General features: G+C 57.4%; 22 protein-coding genes and 3 tRNA genes. 10 read left to right on the top strand and 15 right to left on the bottom strand.

Annotated elements, in window-relative coordinates; genetic code table 11:
* Positions 1 to 98: 98 nt before the first annotated feature.
* From Q674_RS37815 to Q674_RS37790, 6 genes are all read right to left on the bottom strand, one after another.
* Positions 99 to 174, bottom strand: a tRNA-Val gene (locus tag Q674_RS37815).
* Positions 175 to 183: 9 nt separating this feature from the next.
* A tRNA-Asp gene (locus Q674_RS37810) sits at positions 184 to 260 on the bottom strand.
* A 42-nt stretch (positions 261 to 302) separates the two neighbouring features.
* Positions 303 to 378, bottom strand: a tRNA-Val gene (locus tag Q674_RS37805).
* Positions 379 to 557: 179 nt separating this feature from the next.
* Positions 558 to 827, bottom strand: coding sequence for a hypothetical protein (locus Q674_RS37800; protein ID WP_022991641.1), 270 nt, complete (start codon positions 825 to 827; stop codon positions 558 to 560).
* 45 nt (positions 828 to 872) lie between these two features.
* Positions 873 to 1,730 carry a DUF2846 domain-containing protein gene (locus Q674_RS37795; protein ID WP_022991642.1) on the bottom strand — a complete coding sequence of 286 codons (858 nt, stop codon included), beginning with the start codon at positions 1,728 to 1,730 and terminating at the stop codon, positions 873 to 875.
* A gap of 117 nt (positions 1,731 to 1,847) precedes the next feature.
* A complete protein-coding gene (locus Q674_RS37790; RefSeq protein WP_014421014.1) occupies positions 1,848 to 2,807 on the bottom strand; it encodes a hypothetical protein in 960 nt (319 codons plus the stop codon).
* A gap of 186 nt (positions 2,808 to 2,993) precedes the next feature.
* Here Q674_RS37790 and purE point away from each other — a divergent pair, with 186 nt between their 5' ends.
* From purE to Q674_RS37760, 6 genes are all read left to right on the top strand, one after another.
* Entirely contained in the window at positions 2,994 to 3,485 is a 492-nt protein-coding gene (gene purE, locus Q674_RS37785; RefSeq protein WP_011785495.1) for a 5-(carboxyamino)imidazole ribonucleotide mutase, read from the top strand.
* A 163-nt stretch (positions 3,486 to 3,648) separates the two neighbouring features.
* Positions 3,649 to 4,767 (top strand): 5-(carboxyamino)imidazole ribonucleotide synthase, encoded by a 1,119-nt coding sequence (locus tag Q674_RS37780; RefSeq protein WP_023009845.1) that lies wholly within the window; start codon positions 3,649 to 3,651, stop codon positions 4,765 to 4,767.
* Positions 4,768 to 4,840: 73 nt separating this feature from the next.
* Positions 4,841 to 5,419, top strand: coding sequence for a superoxide dismutase [Fe] (gene sodB / locus Q674_RS37775; RefSeq protein WP_011785497.1), 579 nt, complete (start codon positions 4,841 to 4,843; stop codon positions 5,417 to 5,419).
* Positions 5,420 to 5,675: 256 nt separating this feature from the next.
* Positions 5,676 to 7,736, top strand: a complete 2,061-nt coding sequence (locus Q674_RS37770) for a putative bifunctional diguanylate cyclase/phosphodiesterase (protein ID WP_023009844.1) — start codon at positions 5,676 to 5,678, stop codon at positions 7,734 to 7,736.
* 23 nt (positions 7,737 to 7,759) lie between these two features.
* A complete protein-coding gene (locus tag Q674_RS37765) occupies positions 7,760 to 8,347 on the top strand; it encodes a LemA family protein (protein ID WP_022991647.1) in 588 nt (195 codons plus the stop codon).
* 10 nt (positions 8,348 to 8,357) lie between these two features.
* On the top strand, positions 8,358 to 10,337 hold the full coding sequence (locus Q674_RS37760; protein WP_023009843.1) for a M48 family metallopeptidase: 1,980 nt from the start codon (positions 8,358 to 8,360) through the stop codon (positions 10,335 to 10,337).
* An 89-nt stretch (positions 10,338 to 10,426) separates the two neighbouring features.
* Here the strand turns inward: Q674_RS37760 and gspD are convergent, their stop codons facing one another.
* The 6 genes from gspD to Q674_RS37730 form a co-directional block, all read right to left on the bottom strand.
* Complete coding sequence (gene gspD, locus Q674_RS37755; protein ID WP_022991649.1) at positions 10,427 to 12,376, bottom strand: type II secretion system secretin GspD; 1,950 nt, start codon at positions 12,374 to 12,376, stop codon at positions 10,427 to 10,429.
* 34 nt (positions 12,377 to 12,410) lie between these two features.
* A complete protein-coding gene (locus tag Q674_RS37750; RefSeq protein ID WP_023009842.1) occupies positions 12,411 to 13,259 on the bottom strand; it encodes a type II secretion system protein N in 849 nt (282 codons plus the stop codon).
* Between the two features lies 1 nt (position 13,260).
* Positions 13,261 to 14,052 carry a type II secretion system protein N gene (gspN, locus tag Q674_RS37745; protein WP_023009841.1) on the bottom strand — a complete coding sequence of 264 codons (792 nt, stop codon included), beginning with the start codon at positions 14,050 to 14,052 and terminating at the stop codon, positions 13,261 to 13,263.
* Positions 14,053 to 14,218: 166 nt separating this feature from the next.
* Complete coding sequence (gene groL, locus Q674_RS37740; RefSeq protein WP_014421008.1) at positions 14,219 to 15,871, bottom strand: chaperonin GroEL; 1,653 nt, start codon at positions 15,869 to 15,871, stop codon at positions 14,219 to 14,221.
* Positions 15,872 to 15,947: 76 nt separating this feature from the next.
* The gene (gene groES / locus Q674_RS37735) at positions 15,948 to 16,235 is read right to left on the bottom strand and encodes a co-chaperone GroES (RefSeq protein ID WP_011785505.1); all 288 of its coding nucleotides are present in this window, start codon (positions 16,233 to 16,235) and stop codon (positions 15,948 to 15,950) included.
* Positions 16,236 to 16,431: 196 nt separating this feature from the next.
* On the bottom strand, positions 16,432 to 16,989 hold the full coding sequence (locus Q674_RS37730; RefSeq protein WP_023009840.1) for an FxsA family protein: 558 nt from the start codon (positions 16,987 to 16,989) through the stop codon (positions 16,432 to 16,434).
* A 72-nt stretch (positions 16,990 to 17,061) separates the two neighbouring features.
* On the opposite strand from Q674_RS37730, the gene Q674_RS37725 reads away from it, so the two are divergent.
* Positions 17,062 to 17,823, top strand: coding sequence for an SDR family oxidoreductase (locus Q674_RS37725; protein ID WP_011785507.1), 762 nt, complete (start codon positions 17,062 to 17,064; stop codon positions 17,821 to 17,823).
* A 23-nt stretch (positions 17,824 to 17,846) separates the two neighbouring features.
* A complete protein-coding gene (locus tag Q674_RS37720; RefSeq protein WP_011785508.1) occupies positions 17,847 to 18,170 on the top strand; it encodes an MGMT family protein in 324 nt (107 codons plus the stop codon).
* 42 nt (positions 18,171 to 18,212) lie between these two features.
* Here the strand turns inward: Q674_RS37720 and Q674_RS37715 are convergent, their stop codons facing one another.
* Positions 18,213 to 19,727: a fumarate hydratase gene (locus tag Q674_RS37715; RefSeq protein WP_011785509.1), complete on the bottom strand. Its 1,515-nt coding sequence runs from the start codon at positions 19,725 to 19,727 to the stop codon at positions 18,213 to 18,215.
* 477 nt (positions 19,728 to 20,204) lie between these two features.
* Between Q674_RS37715 and Q674_RS37710 the strand changes: the two genes are divergently transcribed.
* A complete protein-coding gene (locus Q674_RS37710; protein ID WP_014421004.1) occupies positions 20,205 to 23,021 on the top strand; it encodes a hypothetical protein in 2,817 nt (938 codons plus the stop codon).
* A gap of 63 nt (positions 23,022 to 23,084) precedes the next feature.
* Here the strand turns inward: Q674_RS37710 and Q674_RS37705 are convergent, their stop codons facing one another.
* The gene (locus Q674_RS37705) at positions 23,085 to 24,137 is read right to left on the bottom strand and encodes a CaiB/BaiF CoA transferase family protein (protein WP_023009837.1); all 1,053 of its coding nucleotides are present in this window, start codon (positions 24,135 to 24,137) and stop codon (positions 23,085 to 23,087) included.
* Positions 24,138 to 24,323: 186 nt separating this feature from the next.
* On the opposite strand from Q674_RS37705, the gene Q674_RS37700 reads away from it, so the two are divergent.
* The gene (locus Q674_RS37700; RefSeq protein ID WP_023009836.1) at positions 24,324 to 25,340 is read left to right on the top strand and encodes an AraC family transcriptional regulator; all 1,017 of its coding nucleotides are present in this window, start codon (positions 24,324 to 24,326) and stop codon (positions 25,338 to 25,340) included.
* Between the two features lie 10 nt (positions 25,341 to 25,350).
* Here the strand turns inward: Q674_RS37700 and Q674_RS37695 are convergent, their stop codons facing one another.
* Positions 25,351 to 26,226 carry a hypothetical protein gene (locus tag Q674_RS37695; protein ID WP_023009835.1) on the bottom strand — a complete coding sequence of 292 codons (876 nt, stop codon included), beginning with the start codon at positions 26,224 to 26,226 and terminating at the stop codon, positions 25,351 to 25,353.
* Between the last annotated feature and the right edge of the window lie 3 nt (positions 26,227 to 26,229).

The following is a 26,229-nucleotide window of genomic DNA, read 5'->3' as shown; positions in this document are numbered from 1 at the left end:
GGGTAACCCTGCCCGGCCTTTTTGCGGCTCACCAAAGGAGCTTGGCGTTTTCTGAGGGAATAAAAAAAGCAGACCAGATTGGTCTGCTTTTTAGAATCTGGTGGGTGGTGCAGGGATCGAACCTGCGACCCTCGCCTTGTAAGGGCGATGCTCTCCCAGCTGAGCTAACCACCCAGGGTAAGGTGGCGGAGCGGACGGGACTCGAACCCGCGACCCCCGGCGTGACAGGCCGGTATTCTAACCAACTGAACTACCGCTCCGCATCGATTCAGCTTTGCCGAATCTGAACTCTGTTTTGAAAGTGGTGGGTGGTGCAGGGATCGAACCTGCGACCCTCGCCTTGTAAGGGCGATGCTCTCCCAGCTGAGCTAACCACCCACTTTCGCTGCCTTACTTTACTTCAGGCTCAAAACAGTCACTTGCTGCGCTTGGCGCCTGCTGAGTCAGCGTTGCTGTCTCAACCAAGTGAGACGCGCATTTTAAGCATTTCGCTCACTGTGTCAAATGTTTTTCCGAAAAATACTGAACTTTTTTCCGAGACGCTCTCAGGCGAACATTTATTGATCAAAATCAGAACGTTGTACTGTTTTACCCTGCTCAGGGAAGTGCCGTATTTCCGCAGACTTCTGGCCTGCCTGCTGCCCCTTTCGCTTCAGAGCCAGCTCACTCACTCGCGCCCGGCGCTCGCCAGGCACCGCCTGACTGGCAAGCGCCTGGTTAAGGTCATCCAGGCGTTGCCGAGCCTCCCGCCAGGATTCCTCAAGCAACGGACCAACCTGCCCGGCCAGCCTGCCAATACGCAGCCGGAACGTATCTTTGAAGGACATTTTTTTTATCTCTCTTCACTACACCATCCCCAGTGTAGACATTGCCTAGAAGATCCACCAGCCTCCCGATTCTGCCTCTTCCCTGCGCTCGCGCTCAAGTTCCAGTTGGGCATACTCCTGCTCCAGCGCCTTCAGCTTGCGATCGGCTTCCAGCGGTACCGTTGGCCCACCCCCGAATGGCCAGAACCAGGAGGTCTCCTCATATTTACCCTGCTGCTGCAGACGCTCAATCTCCAGCTCGCGCTCCTGCTCAAGAGCCAGCTTCCGCTTCTCGTAGTCGGTATCTTCGTTAACTTCGACAATCGACGTTGCGGCATGGTTCGGCGCCAGTAGATCGCTGTTCAGGAACAGCGTGGACACAATTTCGTCCGACTGCATGGCGTATTCACGGGTAACCAGTTGCAGCTCGCCGGAGGCCAGCGGGTGCTCCGGATCCAGGTCCGGATGAGGACGCGAGGGCTCCTCCAGTTCGTTGTATCTCAGGTAGTAGATCTTGCCAGGCTCCACCTTCAGAGTGGCATCCGCAATCAGGCTCAAACTGAAGGAGTTCAGGCCTTCAAGCCCAAGCAAAGGCCGACGCATGGCGATGTGCCGTTCACCGGGGCTCACTTCCAGCCAGGTAAAGCTGTTATTGCGAATGTTGAAATAGTGCTTGTCGTCAATATAGACGCTGGGAGACTCGATCTCATCCGCCGCCCATTGGGAGTGGGTACGGTAGAAATACAACAAGGCATTGCCCTGATCCCACTGATCGGTGTCGATATGCACGAAATCATGGCCCGACACCGGGTGGAGAAAGCCACCCACACTCTTGCCGATAGACTGATAAACGGTGCAGCCAGACAACACCAGAAAGCACGCCACAACGGCGGCACTTTTAACGAAAGGCACTCGGATTTTCATTGTTATGCACTCTTCATCCCTTATCGAGTAGGGACGATCATAACAACTGGCCACCACAAGAAATGAGAGCTACCGCAAGGGATGAATACAAACCGTTACATTCACCCCCGGCAACCGTTACTGCCCTGAGTTCGACGCCCTGAGCTGATTGACCTCCTCCGACAGGCGCACGAGGCGTGAGGTAAGTTGGGCACGGGAAGCATCGATGGATTCCACGGTCCGGGCCAGTTCTGCCAGTCGATTCCGCAGCGCCCGAACATCACCGGCTCCTGCGAGGCCGTCCGTTCGAGCCTCGACGGAGGACAGCCGGCTTTCAATACCATCGATACCCAGTTTCTGCTCCTGCTCAAACCGGCGGATACGGCTCTCTACCACCTGATCGATATCACCGATCTGCTGACTCAGCCTGGTCAGTTGCGACGTCGCCTCACTATTTGCCTGCTCCAGCGCAGCCACAGACGTCTCCAGCTTCTGGCTCAGTTGGGCGATATCTCCAGCAAACGTGGTACGAACCTGCTCGAGCGTGGTTTCCAGATCTGACACCGATTTGCCGGTCTCGGCCAGATTCTGATCCAGCACCGAGAGCCGCTGACCATGCTCCTCAAGCTGTTTCCGGTTGCGCTCATTAGCAACCACCCAGAGCTTGCGGATTTCACTGTTGGCGGTCTCAACCTTTTCCGCATTGGCCGCTATCTTTTCCTCCAGAGAGGCACCCCGCTCCTGCAAGGATTCCCCGGTTTCCGAAAGCTCGCCCTCAAAACGGGCCAGCGCCAGCTTACTTTGCCGCGCCCAGTAATCCGCCTCTTCCAGTTGACTCTCCAGCGCCGCGATGCGCTGACTCTGGCTATACCACCCTGCGCCAGCAGCCACCGCAAGCCCGAAAATCGCCCCCCAGACAAGAACTCGTCCACCACGACCACCGCCTCCGCCAGAGCCCGCAGCTGCACCTGGCGGCCTGGCTTTGGGAGCCCCACGCCCAGTCTCACGCTCTTTACTGGCACGAGGGGTTCGCGCTTCCCCGGCGCCGATCGGGGGTTCTGCTCTCAGCTCATCTTCGTCCGGGCGGATGGGTTCCATTACAGCTCCTGGAAATGGATGGTTTAATTGTATAACCGACGATAATACCTGCAGTTACGGACAGGTTAAAATGAAGGCTTTTAAAGAAAGCGCTCCGGCACCCGGACGCCCGGGCTTGCCGTGTTGCACGGCAACTGGCCAGAACATACAATGGCCGGCTTTCCAATTATCACAGGACTGTTGCTTATGCAGCCGCTTGTTGGACTCATCATGGGCTCCAAATCTGACTGGCCCACCATGGAACACGCTGCCGATATGCTCGACAAACTCGGCGTGCCCTACGAAACCCGGGTTGTCTCCGCCCATCGCACACCGGATCTGCTTTTTGATTACGCCAAGACCGCGGCCGATCGCGGACTGAAGGTCATCATCGGTGGCGCCGGCGGCGCGGCGCACCTGCCGGGCATGGTTGCCTCACAAACGTCTTTGCCGGTGCTGGGCGTGCCCGTACAATCAAAAGCACTGAATGGCCTGGATTCGCTGCTTTCCATCGTGCAGATGCCAGGCGGCATTGCTGTTGGCACATTGGCGATTGGCAAGGCCGGCGCCACCAACGCAGGCCTGCTGGCAGCACAGATCGTTGGCACGTTCGACGACAAGGTTCGCCAGGCAGTGGAAGACTTCAGGAAAAACCAGACCCAGACGATTCTGGACAACCCTGACCCCAGGGATCAATAACCTATTACCGAGACCAGGCGAGCGGGCCGGGGAGGGCTTTCCAAAACACGCTACAAGCACCTCGCTGTGCGCTTGTTTCGGGCCGTCCATGGCCCTCAACAGTTTTGGAAAGCCCTCCCCGGCCCGCTCTGGCGTCGCCCCAAATAAAGAGCAGGAGAACCAGATGAGAATCGGTGTACTCGGAGCCGGCCAACTCGGGCGCATGCTGGCCCTTGCCGGATACCCCCTCGCAAAGGAATTTGTGTTCTACGACATGTCCGGCAGCCCCAGCGCTGGTCTGGGGGAAGTCATTGTGGATCGCGACGGCAGCTACCTGGACGACTTCCTCTCCCGCGTCGACCGCGTAACCTACGAATTCGAGCACCTGCCTGTTGAAGTGGCGGAGAAGCTGGCCCAACACAAGCCGGTTCACCCCTGCCCCAGGGCACTTCAGGTTTGCCAGAACCGGGAGGCAGAGAAAACCCTGTTCGGCCAGCTTGGCATTCCAACGCCGGAATGGAAAATCGCTGATAGCGCCGCTTCCCTGAAAGCCGCTGCCGAGGCACTTGGCTGCCCGGTGGTAGCCAAATCCATCACTGAGGGCTACGACGGCAAAGGCCAGGCCGTCCTGAGAGATCCGGAACAGGCAGAAGAAGCCTGGACCGCCATCGGCCACCCCAGGGTAATCGTGGAGAAGTTCGTTAACTTCAAACGCGAAGTGTCCATCATCGCTGTTCGCGGTGAGGATGGCGATGTGGCCTTTTACCCCATTGCCGAGAACAGCCACCACGAGGGCATACTGCGCTACTCCATTGCCCCGGCACCCGGACTGCAACCCCACATCCAGCAAGATGCTGAAAAGTACATCAAGGCACTATTGAACGAATTGAACTATGTGGGCGTACTGACTCTGGAACTGTTTGAGACCGAGGACGGCCTGGTAGCAAACGAGATGGCTCCACGGGTCCACAATTCCGGGCACTGGACCATTGAGGGTTCCATGACCAGCCAGTTCGAGAATCACATTCGCGCGGTCAGCGGACACGCTCTGGGCAATGTTCAGGCACGCGGCCTGAGCTGCATGATTAATATCATCGGCGAGCACGGCGACATTGAACGGATGCTGGAACTGCCCTACGCTCATCTTCACCTCTACAATAAAGGGGAGCGCCCAGGGCGCAAGCTCGGGCATGTGAACATTCTGGCAGACAGTTATGAAGAGCTGGTCTGGCGGGTCCGGAACTGCGCTCAGTTTCTGCCCGGCAGCCCCGAGTTTAAAAGCTCTCTCACAACAAAGGGTTGATTTAACTCAAACCGCCCTTATATTGCGAGAGTGTCAACTCACATAAACAGAGAGAACCAGGGAGAACGACCTCATGGCATTTGAACTTCCCGCACTGCCTTACGAAAAAAACGCACTGGAACCGCATATCTCTCAGGAAACCCTTGAGTACCACTACGGCAAACATCACAACACCTACGTAACCAAGCTGAACGGTCTGGTTGAAGGTACTGAGAATGCCAACAAGTCTCTGGAAGACATCATCAAGAGCGCCAGCGGCCCGCTGTTCAACAATGCAGCCCAGGTATGGAACCACACCTTCTACTGGCACTGCCTGAGCCCGAACGGTGGCGGTGAACCCACCGGCGCTGCCAAAGAAGCCATCGAGAAGGCCTTTGGCTCCTTCGAAGACTTCAAGAAAGAATTCAACGACAAGGCCGCCAACAACTTTGGTTCTGGCTGGACCTGGCTGGTGAAAAAAGCTGACGGCAGTGTTGCCATCGCTAATACCAGCAACGCCGAAACTCCGCTGACCGGCGCCGACAAGCCGGTACTGACCGTTGATGTATGGGAGCACGCCTACTACATCGACTACCGGAACAGCCGTCCGAATTACCTGGAAGCGTTCTGGAACCTGGTCAACTGGGATTTCGTGAACGAAAACCTGGCCTGATCCAGCCGGAACAACGGTAGGTAGCAACAACCTGACCGTTGACCAAACGCCCGCACGGGAACCCCTGCGGGCGTTTCTGTATCTGAATGCGACGAAACCGAAACAAATCGACACACGCATCCACAAGAAACTCTGAAAAAATCGTCCATACTCCATGAAGTTGAAAGGAATCTGAACCATACTGTCATGTGCCGCGTGATAGATCCTGCCGCAGGGTCCGACAGAACCAATCAGACAGATGAGCCAAGAACAGCGGATGCAAAAAACCTTTGAAGTAGAGAACCACCTCGGATACCGCATTCTCCGATGGGTACTGCTCGTCGCGTTGCTGAGCGGTATTCTGATGAGCGCGGTACAGGTGGTGCTGGATGCAAAGAGGGTATCCGCTGAACTGGAGCGTGATGCAGCCCAGACCCTTGCCATGGTGGAAGACTCTGCCACCCAGGCCGTTTTCAGCATTGATGACACGCTCGCCCAACAGGTGGTGGATGGACTGTTCGCCCTGGAACCCATTCACATGGCCAAAATCACCCATCCCGACGGTGATGAACTGGGTGATCGGCTACGGCCTCTGCAGGACTCCCCGTTTCGCCCTTTAACTGATCCGATATTCGGCCAGGTTCGCGAATACCGCGAGAGTCTCACGCGAGGCAGCAATCCGGATCTTGTCTACGGCTATCTTGAGGTTCACTACGACACCGCCCCCTATGCTCGAACCTGGCTCGGCCGAGCAATGGTGACGTTTGCATCAGGCATTGCCCTGGCACTCATTCTTGGCATCGTACTGTTCGTGGTGTTCCATCTGCTGCTGACCCGCCCGCTGCTGCGCATTGTGCAGTCGGTCAAAAAGGTTGATCCGGCACATCCGGACGATCGTCTGGTGTCGATTCCGGAAGGACACCGGGCCGATGAGCTTGGCCTTTGGGTTAACGCCACCAACAATCTGCTTGTGGCTATCGGCGACACCCAGAAAAAACATCGTGAAGCCGAAGACCGGGTCACCCGCCTTGCCCGCTACGACACACTGACCGGCCTGCCCAGTCGGGATGCCTTTATGGAAGATCTGCAGGGCGCTATCGAACGGGCCAGAGAAGGACACAGCTCGATCGCGCTTATGGTCTGTGGCATTGATGACTTCAAATCCGTCAATGAACAGTGCGGTTTCCGTACCGGGGACACCATCCTGCAAACCGTCGCCAGTCGCCTGACCGCCAATCTTTCCTCAGACAGATTCAATGTCGCCCGACTGGGCAGTGACCAGTTTGTCATCGTTGAAAAGCACCTGCGCGATGGCTTCCAGGCAGCAGAAACCGCCGAGAAGGTACTCGCTACCATCGGCTCCCCCATCAATTCGGGCAACCACCGGATTTCCATGACCGCCACCCTGGGGATTTCCCTGTTTCCGTCAGATGCCGACCAGGCCGATCGCTTGCTCCAGAGCGCCGAACAAACCATGGCACTGGCGAAGCAGACCGGGCACAACCACTTCCAGTTCTATGTGGCCAGCATCGACAAGGAAATTCGCGAACGCAAACAGATGGAAAAGGACCTGGCCCAGGCCCTCGCAAACCACGAATTCCATCTGGTCTACCAGCCACAGATCAATCTGGAGACCCGGCGCGTTATTGGTGCAGAAGCACTGCTGCGGTGGGAACACCCTGAACACGGCATGATTCCCCCGGACCTTTTCATTCCGGTAGCGGAAGCGAATGGTTCCATCGTCGAGATTGGTCAATGGGTCCTGGATCAGGCTTGCTGGCAGGCCGCTCGCTGGGCATCCGAAGGTACTCACCTCAGAATCGCCGTGAACCTTTCCGCCGTTCAGCTACGCCAGGAATCCATTGTTGACGATATTCTCAACACCCTGAAACGTCATAATATTCCGGCGGGACGCCTGGAACTGGAAGTGACCGAAACCAGTTTTATGACCAACCTCACCGATGCGGTCGCCAAGCTGCATCGGCTGCATCGGGCCGGCATCAGTATTGCGGTTGATGATTTCGGCACGGGCTATTCATCGCTGACCTATCTGAAGCAGATGCCGGTACAGCATCTGAAGATCGACAAGCAGTTCATTCGGGACCTGCTGATCAACGAGGAAGATACCCGAATTGCCAACACCATCATCGACCTTGGCAAGAGCCTGAATCTGACCGTCGTCGCAGAAGGTGTGGAAACAGCAGAGCAGGAGTATTACCTCAGCCAGCGTGGCTGCGCGCTTGCTCAGGGGTATTTCTTCTCCAAGCCCCTGTTACCCAGAGATTTTGAGAATTTCGTACAGACTTTCCACGCCCGGATCGTGGAAAATAACGCCTGAACCTTTAGCCCTTAGGAGTAGTCATGGGAACGACTGTCATCGGTCTTGTAGTAATTGCCGTTGTCATCCTCTATCTGGTGTTTATCTACAACCAGCTCGTCTCTTTGCGCAACCAGTTCAAGAATGGCTTTGCCCAGATTGATGTCCAGCTGCAGCGCCGCCACGATCTGATCCCGAACCTGGTGGAATCCGCCAAAGCCTATCTGGACCATGAAAAGTCCACCCTCACCCAGGTGATGGAAGCGCGCAATAACGCGGTCAGTGCTCAGAAAGATGCCGCCCGAGACCCAGGCGACAGTACCAAGATCCAACGCCTTGGAAGTGCCGAGAACCTGCTGACCAAAGCCCTCGCCAACTTCTACGCCGTGGCCGAGAATTACCCTGAGCTGAAAGCCAACGAGACCATCCAGCAACTGATGGAAGAACTCTCCAGCACCGAGAACCGCGTAGCGTTCGCGCGCCAGGCATATAACGATGGCGTGATGACGTACAACATCTTCCGCGAGAAGTTCCCTAACAATATCGTGGCCGGCCTGTTTGCGTTCAAGGAAACCGCCCAGCTGCAGCTCGAATCTCCAGAGGCCCGCCAGGCTCCGAAAGTCAGTTTCTGAGGCCTGATTCATGGCGAGCCCCGGTTTCTTCCAGCGCCAGGCCAATGCCCGGCGCAACACTGGCCTGTTGGTCGTTCTGTTTCTAACCGCAGTCACCCTGATTACTCTGGCGGTCTGCCTGGTGGGTTACATGGTCACCCGCAGCCAGACCTCAGCCCTGCCCTTCCATTACTGGCTGCTGTCCAGCCACGGCCTGACGACCGCCGGTGCGGTGGTCGCGCTGATTGGCATCGGTTCCCTGGTACGCTGGGTGGATCTGGCCGGAGGCGGCACCCGGGTAGCACGAATGGTGGGCGCTCGAGCTATTGATCCGGATACCCGCGATCCGGAAGAACGCAAACTGCGCAACATCGTGGAAGAAATGTCGATTGCCAGCGGCGTGCCGGTACCGGAACTCTACGTGATGGACCATGAAACCGGCATCAACGCCTTTGTCGCCGGCTATACCCCTGGTGAAGCGGTGATGGTGGTCACCCATGGGGCCCTGACACAGCTGAACCGTGACGAACTCCAGGGCGTGGTAGGCCACGAATTCAGCCACATCCTCAACGGCGATATGCGCATCAACGTGAGGTTGATCGCCCTGCTGGCCGGCATCCTGATGATCGGCCAGATTGGCCAGTTTCTCCTGAGAGCTGGCTTCTACAGCAGTGGACGCAGCCGAAATCGGGACGGCCGGGCACAGGCTGCCATGGGCCTTATCGGGTTGGCCTTGATGGTGATCGGCTATGTCGGCGTGTTCTTTGGCCGGCTCATTCAGTCGGCCGTCTCACGCCAACGGGAGATGCTGGCCGACGCTTCATCCGTTCAGTTCACCCGTAACCCCGAAGGCATTGGCGCAGCCCTGTTCAAAATCGGAATGAAAGGCGGGTATCTGGACACCACCAGCCACGCCAGCGATATGAACCACATGTGCTTCGGCGAGGCGGCACGGATGAAATTCACTTCCCTGCTGGCTTCCCACCCTCCCATTGACGAGCGGATCAACGCCATCCAGCCAGGGCTGATGGCCCGCCTGCGCAGCAGGCTCAGGGATACCGAACCGGGATCACGTTTGCAGGGGCAAGGCACCAGTCCGGAGAAGGCAGGCATCGGAGACCTGGTAAGCCAGGTGGTCGAACCCGCTCAAGGCACCCGAAAGTACAGCCTGTCCCCTCTGGCAAGCTCCCTGAGCAACGAATCTCCGACGGCAGGCCCTGCGCTATCCAGCCGCGTTGGCACGGTTTCCGCGGACAGCGAGCGCTTCGCCAGCAACCTCCTGCAGAGGCTGCCATCGACCTTTCGCAACCTGTTATACACCCGGGCTGGTGCTGTACAGCTTTGCTATGGCCTGGTGATTTACGAACTGGCGGACGTCGAGCAAACCGAGAGGCTTGCTCTCATTCCAGAGCACTCCGTGCTGGGCGCCCAACCCGAATTGCTTGGCAAACTGCTGCCATCCCTGCTCGAACTTGGCGAGCGTGCACGTTTTCCAATGCTTGAACTGGCCATGCCGGCATTGCGAAAGCTCGATCCGGAGGAGAGGGATACCCTTCTCGCAAACGTTCAGAAGCTGGTTCAGGCGGACAACCGGGTGACCCTGTTTGAGCTCGCGCTCACCACGTTTTTGTGGCGGCATCTGGGCCGTGGTTCCGGGCAGGTCGTGCCCGTGAAATACCGAAGCTTCCGGCAAGTCAAACCCGCCATAGAACAAGTGCTGAGCCTGTTCGCCCGGGCCGGCACCGAAGCACCGGAAAAGGCTCAAGGGCTCTATCAGGAGGCTATTTCAGGGTTTGGCAACGGAAACGACGAAACCCTGCACAGCAAGATCACCATGCAGAACCTGAGAGCTGCTCTGAATGTTCTCAGCCAGCTCTCACCACTGCTGAAGCCTGCCATTATTGATGCCTGCGGACATTGCATCAGCCACGACGGTAAGGTGGAAGTTAAGGAATACGAATTAATGAGACTGGTCGCTGACCAACTGGACTGCCCTATGCCCCCGCTCTGAGGGCAATCGAAAGCACTGCTCCACTTCACATCGCCAACGGGAGTATCAGACAGCGTGGTTATCCACGCTGTCTGGCCAGAACCATTTGATTACTGCCGACGGCCTTCAAACAGCATATCGACTGACGGATCGGTTTCTTCCTGGGGCAAGCCAAGCTTCTCGCGCACTTCCAGGTTCACATCCCAGAGGCGGTTAAACTTTTCAGTGGTCGCCGCCACGGCATCTGCCTTACCCAGCATAATCGTGGGGCGCAGGAAAACCAGCAGGTTGCGCTTAACGCGGGTCTCGGATTCAGAAGAGAACAGCCGGCCGAGTACCGGGATATCGCCCAGCAGCGGCACCTTGCTCTTGCTGACCTGATAATCATCCTTGATCAGACCGCCCAGCACCACGGTCTCACCATCATCCGCCAGCACGGTAGTTTTGATCTCACGTTTGTTGGTGATCAGATCAGAAGCGTTATCTACAGCGGTCGTGGAAATGTCTTCAGTCGTCTGCTCAACCACAAGTCGCACCAAGCCATCTGCACTTATGGTCGGCGTCACTTTGAGTGAAAGGCCCACATCACGTCTTTCGATGGTAGTAAACGGGTTGGTGGTCCCGTCTCCGGTGACAGTGGACTGCCCAGTACGAAACGGTACGTTCTGTCCGACGATAATCTCGGACTCCTGATTATCCAAAGTAATGATACTGGGTGTGGACAGCAGGTTTGCAGCCGCCGAGGAGGAAAGCGCCTGAATAAGAACACCCCAAGTAACGCCGTCCTCATCGCGCTGTCCCGCACCGACCGTCAATCCACCTGCGAGTTGTGGGATGGTGTCACCCACCAACGCCCCAATTACTGAGTTAAGCCCAACCATACCCTGACTGCTCGTCAGATTAGTCCCCAGTACAGGAAACGAACCTGCAGACTCATCGCCAGCCGCCAGTTGCACCCCGAGCTGATCCCCCAGCTCATCACTGATTTCCACAATGGCCGCTTCAATCATAACCTGGGCACGGCGCACATCCAGCTGTGCTACAATCTGCTCGGCTTCCTGCATCAGGGAGGGGTCCCCCCGGACGACGAGAGCATTCAGCCCTTCGTCGGCAAAGACTGAAAAGCTGCTGCCCGGATTCCCGGCAGAGCCACCCGAACTGCCGCCAGCGCTACCCTCTTTCACTACCTCACCCATCACACCTTTGAGTATTTCGGTCAGGGTCTTGGCATCGGCATGACGAAGACGAATCACCTTGGTGGTTCCGCCACTTGCAGACGGTTGGTCCAGTTGGAGAATCAAACCGCGCATCTTGTCCCGAAAGGTTTCGTCGCCCCGCAGAATCAATCGATTGCTGCGCTCGTCGGCTGTCACGCTGTATTTGCGTGCGGCATTCTCACCGCCAGCGCGGCCAAGCTCTTCCGGTGCCAGCTCCTGCAGCAGGGTCACCATGTCACCAACCCAGGCTTCCTGCAGCTGAATCACTTCCACTTCGTATTTAGAGGGGCTGTCCAGTTCCCGCACGATCTGTTCAATGCGAGCGATGTTAGAGGCATGATCACTGACAATCAGGGCGTTTGCCGCAGCCACGCCCGCCAAATGGCCGTATTTGGCGACCAGGGGACGCAGAATCGGAACCAGTTCCAGGGCGTTGGCATTATCAATCTGGATAACACGGGTAATCAATTGCTCGGAAGGCGTTTGCGGAAACCTGTTCAGGTTCTCTGCAGACTGTTTGGCATCGACCTGCTGGACAATTTTGACGACTTCCTCTCCGGGGATCGCAGTAAAACCGTGCACATTCAGCACTGCCAGGAAAAGATCGTATATTTCGTCCTTGTTCATGGGGGCACTGGACAATACCGTCACTTTCCCTTTAACCCGGGGATCCACCACAAAGCTGTAGCCGGTTATGTCTGCCACCTGGGTGACAAAGGCCCGAATGTCCGCATCCTTGAGGTTCAGCCTCCAGGTTTCTTCCTGCGCCTGAGCCAGCGAAGCCAGCGGCAATAAAAGCGCGAACATGATTGCCTGGAGGAGGTTGATCTTGTGGTTATACATCTGGCGATATCGTCCTGTTATTTTGAGTACCCTGTCAGCGCCATTGTTCGGGTATGGCGTAACTGACCGTCAGCAGGGTTCCGTCACGTTCAATTTCTATATCCAGCTGCGGCTGGCTGCGCCAACTGTCCAGCAGCTGCTTGTCCTGCTCGATGTCGCCCAGAGGCTGACCGTTCACCGAGGTAATGATATCTCCCGGACGCAGATTCACGGCGTTCAGCATGGCGTTCGAGCCATCATACACATACCCGCCGCGATCCTCTGCAGGCTGCAGACCGTAGGTTGCCAATGCAGCCACGCCTTCACTGTCCAGCCGCGCTCTGGCGTCTTCCAGGTAGGTATCCGGCGATTCTGCCGTTTGCACAGGCTCTTCCGCAACCAGAGCTCCGGTATCCATCTGTTCCTCAAACGCCAGGGATTCATACCTTCCTCCCCGGCGTAGCAGGATTCGTCCAGCTTCGACTTCCGCCAGCTCAGCATTGCCCGGCAACTGGTCGCCAACCCGATAGTATTCGGTTTCGCCGTTACTTCCGGCAACTATAGCACCGGAGTCCTCAGGACGCTGCCCGACTAGCACACCCTCCAGCCTCAGGCGCAACCCGGTTTCCGGTGCCGATCGACGCACCACATCGGCCACGCCAGCCTGATTTTCCGGTCGCCCGAAGAATTCATAACCGGCGATCGGAGCCCCTACCACTCGGCTACGGACCTCAGCGCCGGCAGCCGTCTGCCCGAAGATTTCCGGTACAGGCCGGTCGTTCCAGGCAATCAACCAGGTTAGTTTCGCCAGCTCTACCGCAAGGTAAAGCACCAGCGCAAGCAACAGCAGATTCGCCAATGTACGCGAGAACCGCTCCTGACGCCCCACCGACAGCTTCATCATATTACAGGCCTCCGGGCAGCAATGGCTGCCGGACCCGGAACACTACGTCACCCGGCCTTGCAGAATCTGGCCAGGGCTGTTGCGCCAGATCGACCATGCGCTTGTACACCCGCAGTTCCATCATGCCATCCCAGAGTATGCTGGCATCAGCCGCCGGCCCGCTTGCACCCTGCTCTGCCACTACCAATGAAACGCCTCCGTCCACGGTGTCCAGGTCTGCCTGCATGGGCGGAAACACGGCCTGGCCCACCTGATTGCCCATCGGCCAGGTAACCCTACCACCATCCCAGCGCCCGAGCCCGTCTGCTGACTTCAGGCGACCGTCTGCCCAGGACATCTCGAAGCGATCCACAGACACGGTTCCCTCAATCATGGCGCCACCGCTCTGGCGTATCAGCTGCTCGAACTCGGCAACCGCTACCACCCCATTGGCACTGACCTCAAAATTACCCTGCCAACCGGCACGGGCAACCCCTTCCACGCGGGATTGTGATGAAGACACAGAAAATTGCAGCGGTAATGTCACCCCGGACAACGATGGCCAGCCAAATTGCCATTCCAGGCGCGCCGGAAAACCAGCCACAACAACCCCTGCGGCCCCATCCCAGAGACGCCCGGATACCTGCTGCACCCGAACCTGCTCTGGCAGCTGCACCTGGGCCGAGGCCTGCTGCCAGAGCCAGCCAGCCGGAACCAGAACAATCAGCGTGATCCCGTAAACCAGCAGACCGAGCAACAGCAGCAGAACCACTTTGCCAGGGCCGAGAAAGGATTTTGGTCGGGATTCAGTCATTGCAATTGGCACATTTAAAAACCGGTAGCCGAGTCTAACAAAGCCATTGGGCAAGTTCATGACAAAAAAACGAAAAACCCCGCGCCAGTGTGAACCAGCGCGGGGTTTTCAGGGGTAGATCGGGCCAGGCCTCAGAAACTGAGACCTGTTCGGGATCTGGCCGGCATTACATCATGCCGCCCATGCCTCCCATTCCGCCCATGCCACCCATATCCGGCATACCACCGCCGGCTTTCTCGTCTTCCGGCTCGTCTGCAACCATCGCCTCGGTGGTGATGATCAGAGAAGCGACAGAAGCCGCTGCCTGCAGGGAAGAACGGGTTACCTTGGCGGGATCCAGGATACCCATTTCCAGCATGTCGCCATACTGCTCGGTAGCAGCGTTGAAGCCGAAGGAACCTTCGCCTTCTTTTACCTTGGCAACCACCACAGAAGACTCACCGCCTGCATTGAATACGATCTGACGCAGCGGAGCTTCCATGGCGCGACGCAGAATGTTCACACCGGCTTTCTGCTCGTCGTTGATGGCGTCTACCTTGTCCAGAGCCGCAATAGCGCGGATGAGGGTAACACCACCACCAGCTACGATGCCTTCTTCAACGGCAGCGCGGGTGGAGTGCAGAGCGTCTTCAACGCGGGCCTTCTTCTCTTTCATTTCAACTTCAGAGCCGGCGCCCACTTTGATGACGGCGACACCGCCAGCCAGCTTGGCGACGCGCTCTTGCAGCTTCTCTTTGTCGTAATCAGAGCTGCTGTCTTCGATCTGCTTGCGAATCTGCTCAACGCGAGCGCTGATATCAGCCTCGGCACCAGCGCCACCGATGATCGTGGTGTTTTCCTTGGTCACGTTGACACGCTTGGCAGTACCCAGGTCATCCAGAGTGGTGTTTTCCAGGGTCAGGCCGACTTCTTCGGAAATCACCGTACCGCCAGTCAGAATGGCGATATCCTGCAGCATTTCCTTGCGACGGTCACCAAAGCCAGGCGCCTTCACAGCGTTGACTTTCACAATGCCGCGCATGTTGTTGACCACCAGAGTAGCCAGGGCTTCGCCTTCGATGTCTTCAGCGATGATCTGGAGCGGCTTGCCAGCCTTGGCAACTGCTTCCAGCACCGGCAGCAGTTCGCGGATGTTGGAGATCTTCTTGTCGACCAGCAGGATGTACGGGTCTTCCAGCTCGGCAGACATGTTGTCCTGGTTGTTGATGAAGTACGGGCTCAGGAAACCGCGGTCAAACTGCATGCCTTCAACCACGTCCAGCTCGTCTTCCAGGCCACGGCCTTCCTCAACGGTAATGACGCCTTCTTTACCCACTTTTTCCATCGCGTCTGCGATGATCTTGCCGATGGTTTCGTCACCGTTGGCGGAGATAGTACCGACCTGGGCGATCATGCGGCTGTCGTCGCAGGGCTTGGCCATTTCACGGATGGCTTTAACAGCTTCGGCGGTACCTTTGTCGATACCACGCTTCAGGTCCATCGGGTTCATGCCGGCAGTCACGGCCTTGATACCCTCATTTACGATGGACTGGGCCAGTACGGTCGCAGTCGTGGTACCGTCACCAGCAGTTTCGTTGGCCTGGGAAGCGACTTCCTTCACCATCTGCGCGCCCATGTTCTCGAACTTGTCTTTCAGCTCGATTTCCTTGGCCACAGACACGCCGTCCTTGGTCACAGTCGGAGCGCCGAAAGACTTCTCCAGAACCACGTTACGACCTTTGGGGCCCAGTGTTACCTTGACCGCGTCCGCCAGGATGTTAACACCTGCTACCATGCGCTTACGGGCGCTATCACCGAATTTAACGTCTTTTGCTGCCATGTCTTCTATTCCTGTTCGTTAAACCGAAAATTGAACCAATCGGATTAATGAGCGTTCGTGCCTATCGCTGTTGCGATCACTCAAGCACGCCGTAAATATCGTTCTCACTCATGATGAGCAGCTCTTCACCGTCAACCTTCACGGTGTTACCGGCATACTGACCGAAGACCACGGTGTCACCCACCTTGACCGCCAGTGCACGGGTTTCGCCGTTATCCAGAATGCGGCCATTACCCACAGCGATCACTTCGCCCTGGGAAGGCTTTTCTTTGGCATTACCCGGCAGCACGATGCCACCCGCAGTTTTCTCTTCTTCTTCCTTACGGCGTACGACAACACGATCGTGTAGCGGACGAATTTTCATTGCTCTGTTTCTCCAATAGTCAGATTAATGTGGCAATGACAATTGCATGTTAAAAATGTCTGGCCGGAGACCCGGACCCGACAAATTGCCCCGGCATCCAAGCCACTGATAGACAGCGGTTTTCAGCCTGAAGCGAATCTGTGCTGTGTTAATGGGGTTGAGCGAAAGGTTTTCAACACCCGCAACGAAAAAAAATTTACTTTTTTTCCTGCTCATCCTGATCAGACTGCCCCTGCTGGAGCTGACCTCTATCAGTCCGGGTCTGATCCTGGTACTCGCCTTCAATGATGTTGCCGTTGGCATCACGATCGAATGGTCGCTGCTGGCCAAATGGGCCTTGCCCGAAGGGCCCTGCACCGCCTCCGGCGCTGAAAAAGAAACTCCGGCCGTGATTCTGCCCCGACACCGTCATCCGCTTCAGCGCCTGCGATGCCAGCCAATGTCGCGAGCCCGGCAACAAACACAGAAAGCCGAAGGTGTCGGTGATAAACCCCGGCGTGAGCAACATGGCGCCACCGACCGCAAGAATCAGCCCCTCGGCCACTTCTTTTGCCGGCAACTCACCGCTGTTGAGCCGTTCATTCGCCCGCAACAAGGTCGCCAGCCCCTGCTGGCGCAGCAACCAGGCCCCGATTACAGCCGTCAGAAACACCAGCCCTACCGTATTCAACACGCCGATAACGCTACCGACCTGAATCAATACCGCCAGTTCGGCAATGGGCATAACGATGAAAAGAAAAAAGAAAACGGGCAAAATGCCTCCCCATAAAAACGATGCAGACACACAGAGAACGTAAAACACCTCTGAACTTAATTAGGGCAAACCATGAAACTTCAAGATTCTGTTATCGCAATCACTGGTGGCGGCCAGGGCCTCGGCCGCGCAATGGCTGAATACCTGGCAGCCAAAGGCGCCAGGCTGGCACTCATCGACCTGATGGAAGACAAGCTGGCTGAAGCCGCTGAGGCCTGCAAACTGGCCGGTGGCGACGCCAAAACCTATGTCTGTAACGTCGCCAAAGAAGAAGACGTTGAGGCAACCTTTCAGGCAATCATCAATGACTTCGGCCACCTCAACGGCCTGGTGAACAACGCCGGCATCCTGCGCGACGGCCTGATGGTGAAATTCAAGGACGGCAAGCTCGAGAAGCGCATGGAACTGGCCCAGTGGCAGTCCGTGATCGACGTTAACCTCACCGGCGTTTTCCTGTGCGGCCGGGAAGCGGCCACCCGCATGATCGAGAACGGCGACCAGGGCGCGATCATCAACATCGCCTCCATCTCCCGCGCCGGAAACATGGGCCAGAGCAACTACTCCGCCGCCAAAGCCGGCGTATCTGCCCTGGTGCCAGTGTGGGCCAAAGAACTCGCCCGCTACGGCATCCGCTGCATGGGCATCGCCCCAGGGTTTATCGAAACCGAAATGACGGCCTCCATGAAGCCCGAAGCCCTGGAGAAAATGACCGCCGGCATCCCCCTGAAACGCATGGGCAAGCCAGAGGAAATCGCCTCAGCGGTAGCGTTTATCTTCGAGAACGACTACGTTTCTGGCCGCATGATCGAGGTGGACGGCGCCCTGCGCCTGTAACCCGGCCAATACCGGAGCTCTGAATGAACGAGTCCGAAAAGGAACCGACAAAGGAGCAGAAAATCTGGCAGGTAGTGGCCGCGATTCCGAAAGGGAAAGTGGCCAGCTACGGTCAGGTAGCCGCCATGGCCGGCCTCGGACGCCAGGCGCGTTTCGTTGGCCGGGCCCTGGGCAAACTGCCCGCCGGCCACTGCATTCCCTGGTATCGGGTTATCCGGAGCAACGGCCAGATCGCCTTTCCTGAAGGCACGGAAACCTGCCAGCTTCAAACAGAGAAACTGAGGCTGGAAGGGGTGGAAGTGTATAAAGGAAAGGTAAAGATGAAGGACTTTCAGTGGCAGCCTTGAGCCGAACACCCAAGGCTGCCACCGGACTAACAAAGACTCAGATCAAACCGCCTTGGCGGCAATGATCTTGTCGTGCCACTCAACCGGGCCGGTCTGGTGCACGGAACTGCCACGGGAGTCCACGGCTACGGTTACCGGCATTTCTTCCACCTCAAACTCATAGATGGCTTCCATACCCAGCTCTTCGAAGGCCACCACCTTGGCACCCTTGATGGCCTTGGAGACCAGGTATGCAGCACCACCCACCGCCATCAGATACACTGCGCCGTGCTTCTTGATGGCGTCGATGGCAACCTGGCCACGCTCGGCTTTGCCGATCATGCCAGTCAGGCCGGTTTTTTCCAGCATGGTGTCAGTGAACTTGTCCATGCGGGTTGCAGTCGTAGGGCCGGCGGGGCCAACCACTTCTTCGCGTACGGGATCAACCGGGCCCACGTAATAGATGAAGCGGCCTTTCAGATCCACCGGCAGCTCTTCACCGCGCTCGATCATATCCACCATCTTCTTGTGGGCCGCATCACGGCCGGTCAGCATCTTGCCGGACAGCAGAACGGTTTCACCCGGTTGCCAGTCTTTCACGTCTTCCGGAGTTACAGTGTCCAGATTCACACGGCGAACATTCTCGCCTACTTCCCAGGTGATTTCCGGCCAGTCGTCCAGGCTCGGCGGGGTCTGCAGGGACGGGCCCGTACCATCCAGCACAAAGTGTGCGTGGCGGGTTGCTGCGCAGTTCGGGATGATCGCCACCGGCTTGTTGGCCGCGTGGGTGGGGTAATCCTTGACTTTTACATCCAGAACGGTGGTCAGGCCACCCAGCCCCTGAGCGCCGATGCCCAGCTCGTTCACCTTCTCGAACAGCTCCAGGCGCAATTCCTCGGCACGATTGGAGGCACCGCGGGCCTGCAGATCGTGAATATCGATCGGATCCAACAGAGCCTCTTTCGCCAGCTCCATCGCCTTCTCAGCGGTACCACCAATACCAATACCCAGCATGCCAGGCGGACACCAGCCGGCACCCATCTGCGGCACCATCTTCAACACCCAGTCCACAACCGAGTCGGACGGGTTCAGCATGGCAAACTTGGACTTGGCTTCAGAGCCACCGCCCTTGGCCGCCACGTGCACGTCTACGGTGTTACCGGGCACCATCTTGTAGTGAATGATGGCCGGGGTGTTGTCCTTGGTATTCTGGCGCTTGCCGTCAGGATCAGCCAGCACAGAGGCGCGCAGCACGTTGTCCGGATGGGTGTAGGCGCGGCGTACACCTTCGTTGATCACATCGTCCAGCGCCATGTCGCACTCGAACTTCACGTCCATACCGATGTTCACGAACACGGTGACGATACCGGTGTCCTGACAGATCGGGCGATGGCCCTGGGCACACATGCGGGAGTTGATCAGAATCTGGGCCATGGCATCCTTGGCCGCCTGGGACTCTTCCTTCTGGTAGGCCTCGTACACGGCCTGAATGAAATCCTTCGGGTGATAATAGGAAATGAACTGCAGCGCATCGGCTACGCTTTCGATCAGGTCGTCCTGGCGGATCACGGTGGTCATAGTGGCCTCATCAGCTTTCTGATTATCGGAAGTATGCGGAGCCACCAAAGCAGCCCCCTGCTTATATAAGGAAGCGAGAGTTTACCAGAAATTCGACACAGCGGTTGATGCGACAGAAGGCGCAAATGCTATGTACGCCAGCGAAAATAGCTATGACGGCAAAACCAATTCGCAACAATTTGTTAAAACAGGCATTACCCGGCCACTGGAACTCGACAAACCGCGGAGCGGCCACTATTTTTGATTGAGGGCCACTCCAAGGGTGCGAGGAGGGTTTCCAGACGCAGAATCACACTTTTGGCTGATCAACACTTGCTACTCTGTCGCTATAGTCGAAGCTACAGAAATTGGCTTTTAAGTGCTGGCTACAATTTCAGACAACCAACAAATCAGAAAAGGCTGTGCGCGGAATCCTGGGGCCGACCGGTTCCGTCAACGCCGGATATAACGACACAACAACAGGAAAAGGTTCCACCCATGTTCAAGAAAACTCTAATAAGTCTTGCCGTGGCTTCTTCCCTTGGGTTGACGGGCTGTTTCAGTGGCTCTAACAGTGGGGGTAATGATAATCCCAAGCCGCAGTATTCTGCTGATTCACTGGGAAAAACCTACCCCATCTTTAACCCTGCGAAGGGCCAGTTGCCTCTGCCCAACGATTTGATTTTTGACTCCACGCAGAAAGACGGAACCTTTGGTGTTGATGACACTACTCCGCCGGTTACCACAGCGCTAAATGAGCTGTCCGGTGCTTCTACCATTGCCCCTGCTGTAATTCAGACCAGCGGGCAGCTTGATGCCTCAACCGTTATTGCCGGAAAAACAGTTCACCTCATTGAATTGGCTTACGCCAGCGGCGACCCGGTACGGGCGCTGTCTGCTGGCGAGCCACCAACTCTCGAACTCGCAATCAGCGGCCCCCAGAACATGCCGAAGATTCGCGCAGACGTTGAATCTCTCGACGGCAATTCGGCCATTCGAATCCTGCCGCTCGAACCCCTGAACCCGCAGAAGCGCTACGTGGTTCTTGTCACGACAGGGGTCAAGGACATCAATGGCGATTCGATCATTCAGGATCCGCTGTATACGAACATCACCGGCGAGGGAACAGAGGATGACCCCGGCAAAGGGCTCGTCAACGGGGCTCTTCTGCCTGTCAGAACTCTCGTTAACAACCTTTGGGAGCCAATCGCTACCAACTACATCAAGGCGCTGGGTGGCTCGCTGAATGAAAGCGAGATAGCTCTGACCTACAGCTTCACAACGTCAAATGATGCGAAAGTACTGCAATACATTGCTGAGCCGGCGGCCTGGTTCGCGGATCAGATCACTACGTTCGTACGCACCAGTGCGGTGACGGCCGCTCGTCAAGGGGGCGCCTCCGCATACGCGGATCTTGCAGCCGCTGCGGACGCTGCCGTCGCACAGTTCCCACAATCGCTTCCCGAGAATCCGGCCTCGCCTCTGAACGCCGTATTCGCGCCCACTGGGCCCTGCCCGATCGCAGGCGCCGGGGATCTGGGCTCAGGAGCCATCGACTGCCTGGCAACCTCCCTCGCATCGCAGTTCCGGGAGGAGCTCCCAACACCGTTGCCTGGTGTTAACCGTAACGTATTCGATGGCGCCGGCTTTACGGATGCGATCACCATCGACAACGGCACCATTCAGCCTGTTGGCCTGGTATCAGCAGTTGCTGGAAGCATTCCCGGAGCTTCCGGTGTGCTGGCCGTTCAGGGCAGCATCTCGCTCCCCTACTATCTGGGCAATACTCCCGCGGGCATCGCAGGCGGCAACGCAGTGAACTGGGTTGCAGACCAACCCCTGGCCGAATCTCTGAATACCACCTTCTCGGCGCTTGGCCTGAGCCTGCCGCAGGCCGATGCTTCCGTATCGACAGCGGTCAACTACATCTTCCCTTTCCCGCTGGAACAGAGCACTCAGGAAGTCCCGATGCTCGTTCTATACCCGAACAGCGGCAACGAACGCGGTGTGGTCATGTACCAGCACGGCATCACCACGGATCGTAGCGCAGCCCTGACCTTTGGCACGGCGTTGGCGGCTCAGGGTTACGTTGTCGTCGCTATCGACCAGCCACTGCATGGCATCACGCCATTCTCCGAGGAGGCTCAGCTCGAGCTGGCAGGTGACCTGCTGGCAGCCGGCGGAGCTCCGGAAGCGGCAATTCCCGTATATGCCCCGGTCGTTGTAGCGGGCGATACTACACGTCTCGTTAACGAGCTGGGCTTGTCTGCAGCAACCGCTCAGTCGCTCGTCAACACCGTAGCGAATGCTGGCAGTACCATCCCCGGCCTCGCGCCGGATACGTTTGAACGCCATTACGGCCTGTACGCCACCCCCGCAGGCACACCGGCGCCAATGGTTTTCGATCCAGCTAACGCCGCCGGTACCGATGGCTCCGGCAGCTTCTTCATCAACCTCCAGAATTTCCTGGCTGGCAGGGACAATATCCGTCAGAGCGTTGTTGACCAGTTGAACCTTCGCGCCACCCTGGCCGGCAGTCCGGCGGCAGGTCGTGCAGGCATGACGCTTCAGAAACCGGCGGCAGCGGGCGGAGATGACGGCACGCTGACCATCGACATCAACGATCCGGTCTACTTTGTTGGCCACTCGCTCGGCACCATCACCGGTATGCCGTTCCTGGCTGCCGCCAACGAGGATCAGATCGCGGATACCATCTTCACCGCACCTGACGGCAGCAGCTCATTGCCATCAGCGTTCAACAATATCCAGTCTGCCAGCCTGCTGACGCCGGGCGGTGGCGTGGTTCGACTGCTGGAGAACTCACCGTCGTTCGCGCCTCGCATTCTGTTTGGCCTGCAGCAAGCTGCTGGACTGGAACAAGGCGACGCCAATCTCGAGACGTTCTTTAATATTTTCCAGGCTGCGATCGACTCAGCAGATCCCGTGAACTTCACCGCCTCCCTTGCAGCGGGTGGAACGCCTATCCTGCTGTCAGAGGTTGCTGGAGATACCGTTATCCCGAATGCTGCTGACCAGGAACAGTGGGGTATTGACGCACTGTCCGGTACATTCGGACCAGAAGTTACAGGTCTGCCTGTACCAGTCACCGTGAACAGCTTCAGTGCACCACTGGCCGGCACGAAACCACTGACCATTGGACTCGGCGATGATCTGTTGACAACTTATCAGGCAGGTGATCATGGAACCCCGGTATCGGCTAATAATGATGCCGTATTTGGCGGGATGGTCTGTGAGACACTGGTGACCTTCGGTGTTACTTTGGCGGAACTGCCCGCATTCTGCACCGCGCCCTGATAAACTCAGGCAGGCAGAATGACAAAGGGCTCCCTCAACGGGAGCCCTTTTTTGTCTGTGCCTCTAGCTGAAAACGGAACCAATCTGCTTCTGCAGATTTCCATCTCCTCGATCCCTTTCAACAACCATCCCCCTGGCCTTCAACTGCGGATGCTCTGCCGCCTCCTCAATCGTCAATACCGGCTCTACACAGGCATCCACATCGGCAAACACCTGCCGCCACTCAGCCAGTGAACGCTCCGCGATCTTCTGCTTGATAGCGGCTTTCAATTCCTGCTGATGTTCGGGCTTCTGGCTCAGGGCATAGCTTTTCAGTTCGCCCAACCCAAGGGTGTCACACAGGCGCGAAGAGAACTGCGGCTCCAGGCTCCCGACAGACAACCAGCGGCCATCTCTGGCCTGGTAATAGTCGTAGAAGGTGCCACCATTGAGCATGCCGCTTTCAGGCTTCTGAGGCTGTCCGCCTGCCAGGGCAGCAGCACCCGCCATGGCATTCAGGGCGAAGGCGGCATCGGTCATGCTGATGTCGATAAAGTCGCCCTCACCGGTTTCCTGGCGTTTGATGACGGCAGCGAGGATGCCCATCACGGCGTGATGGGAGCCTCCGGCCACGTCGGCAATCTGAATGCCCATGGGTGGTGGGCCGCTGTCGGCACGACCGCAGTGGCTGGCAACACCGGAAATAGCAAGATAGTTGATATCGTGGCCTGCCCTGTCCTTGTAAGGACCGGTCTGGCCATAGCCCGTAATGGCACAGTAAATCAGCTTGGGATTGATGGCTTTGAGTACCTCATAGCCTATCCCGAGGCGGTCCATGACGCCCGGGCGAAACTGCTCCACCACGATGTCGTAGTCCTGAACCAGCTGCTTGACCCTCTCAACACTCTCGGGCTGCTTCAGGTTCAGTTGCAAGGTTTGCTTGCCGCGACCGAGGTAGGAAAAAGTCGTGCTGAATTTACCATCAAAAGGTGGCATTACCTTGGCCAGATCCACGCGATCCGGAGCTTCAATTCTGAGCACTTCCGCGCCCATATCGGCGAGCATCATGGTGGCGTAGGGTCCGGGCAGCAAGGTACTGAAATCCAGAATTTTCAGGTTAGCGAGCGGGGCTGCCATAAAGCGTCTCCTTGTTTTTGATCGGCGGCAATGACTCTGGCTCATGCTGACGGGTTTTGCAGGCCGGGCCAACTACCGGTTCCTTCATTCCTATTGACCGTTTCTTCCATCTGTTGGCAAATCATGGGCTTGCAATGTTGAGCCGGGTACTTATGATGAAGTTCGTTCTTTCTTCTGGCTGCCTCTATGTCAACACTGACAGTCTCACGACATTTTGTTGAAGCTTCCCTGTCAGGCTCCGAACGCCTGGGCCTGGACAGCCGTGCTTTGCTCCAGGAGGCCGGGATCTCGCCAGATCTTCTTCGCATTGAAATGGCAAGGGTGAGCAGTGATCAGTTCAGCAAGCTGATGCAGGTAATCTGGCAGCGCACCGGCGATGAGTTTATGGGCATGGGGCCACGCCGTGCCCGCTCCGGAACGTTCGCCACCATGTGTGCGTTGGTGGTCGGTTGCCAGACGCTGGAAGAGGTATATCAACAGGCCTTCCGGTTCTCTCGGCTGTTCGAACCGATGGTTTCCATGGAGCTTGAAATCTTCGGTGACCGTGCGCGCCTGGTCACGCGAATTGAAGGCATCATCCACGACCCGGACTATTTTCTGCGAGAGAGCATCCTGGTCATCTGGCACCGGCTGGGCAGCTGGCTCATTGGCCAGCCAGTGGAACTGGAGAAAGCCGAGTTCGATTACCCAAGGCCAGACCATGGCGACGAATACCGGCACATTTTTCATTGCCCACTGGCGTTCGAATCCGACTGTACGGCGTTAACCTTCAGCAAACGCTTTCTCTCTGCCCCGGTGATCCGGGACAAGCCGGAAATGCGACAATTCCTGAAAACCTCCCCGGCAGACCTGCTGTCACGACCGGATGAGAGCAACACCTGGACCGGTCGTATTCGGGGCCTGATTGGCCGTGACTTCTCCAAACCCATGCCGGATTTCGACTGGATAGCACAAGAGCTGCACACCAGCCCGCAAACCCTCAGGCGCCGCCTGAAGCAGGAGAACACGTCGTTTCAGGAGATCAAGGATCTATTGCGGCGGGATATGGCCATCTACTATCTGGCCCATCCGGAGATGCCCATCAACGATATTGCCGAACGGGTAGGCTTTACCGAACCATCCACTTTCCATCGGGCCTTCAAGAAGTGGACGGGGGTCACCCCGGGCGCCTGGCGGGAAGGCGAACGGGGCGATCTGGTCTGAACACCCGGCCTTACGAACTTCCCTGCTGCAGGTTCCGGATCAAGCGCCCCAGAGTTCGGGCAATGTCCCGGGCCTGATCGCGATTCTCCGCCAACTGGAAAAGCCGGGAGCCGTCCCGCGGATCATAAACCCAGCAGGCTCCGACCACCGGTTCACAATCCCAACGCAACTGAGGATTCACACCGAATACCGACAGAGACAGGGTTCTGCGAACGGTGGTGCCATCGGGATTGCGCTCGATGTCCTGAATACTGATATTGCCATCATCCAGAGCCACCTGGTACTGGCGATCTGCTGGCCTGTCCAGGCGCACCACCGTTTTGTCACGCCGCCAGCCAGCGGTCTCAAGCAGAGTATTCAGATGGATGACCAGAGCCTCCCTGTCCGAGCCTGCCAGATACAGCTGGCGCAGCGTCTTCATATCCTGTTCATTCGCCGGCTCAATCACGGCCACGGGCTCGTTGGCATTGGCCTGCCCTTCGGCCAGAGCGCGAACACTGGCACGGCTGGCCTTCTCTATGTCGGTAATCAGCTTCAGGCTTTGCTGGTAATGCGTGCCCTCTGCCCCGGCCCGGGTAATGTATTGCTCCAGTGCTGAACGTGCCTCATTCAGATGATTGGCCTGCAACATGGCCCGGCCGCGATAGTAGTAATACTCGGCGGGCTTCTCTCCCTCCATGGCCTGAAGGCGGTTCAGGTACTCCCCTGCCTCACTCCAGTTCTCTGCTGTAACGGCTTCTTCCGTCGCCAGCATCAAGCGGCGAATCTCGTGTTCCGGAGCCAATGCCTGGGCGAACCCCGCCTGCAGGGCAAGAACAGAAGACAACACCAGGCCCGCAAATGCCTTGTGACCAGGCAAACGCCTTTTTTTCATGGATGACAACATACC

The sequence above is a fragment of the Marinobacter sp. EVN1 genome, from assembly GCF_000475375.1.
Classification (GTDB): domain Bacteria; phylum Pseudomonadota; class Gammaproteobacteria; order Pseudomonadales; family Oleiphilaceae; genus Marinobacter; species Marinobacter nauticus.
The sequence above is the reverse complement of the archived record's forward strand: the minus strand, read 5'-3'. Positions and strand labels throughout refer to the sequence as shown.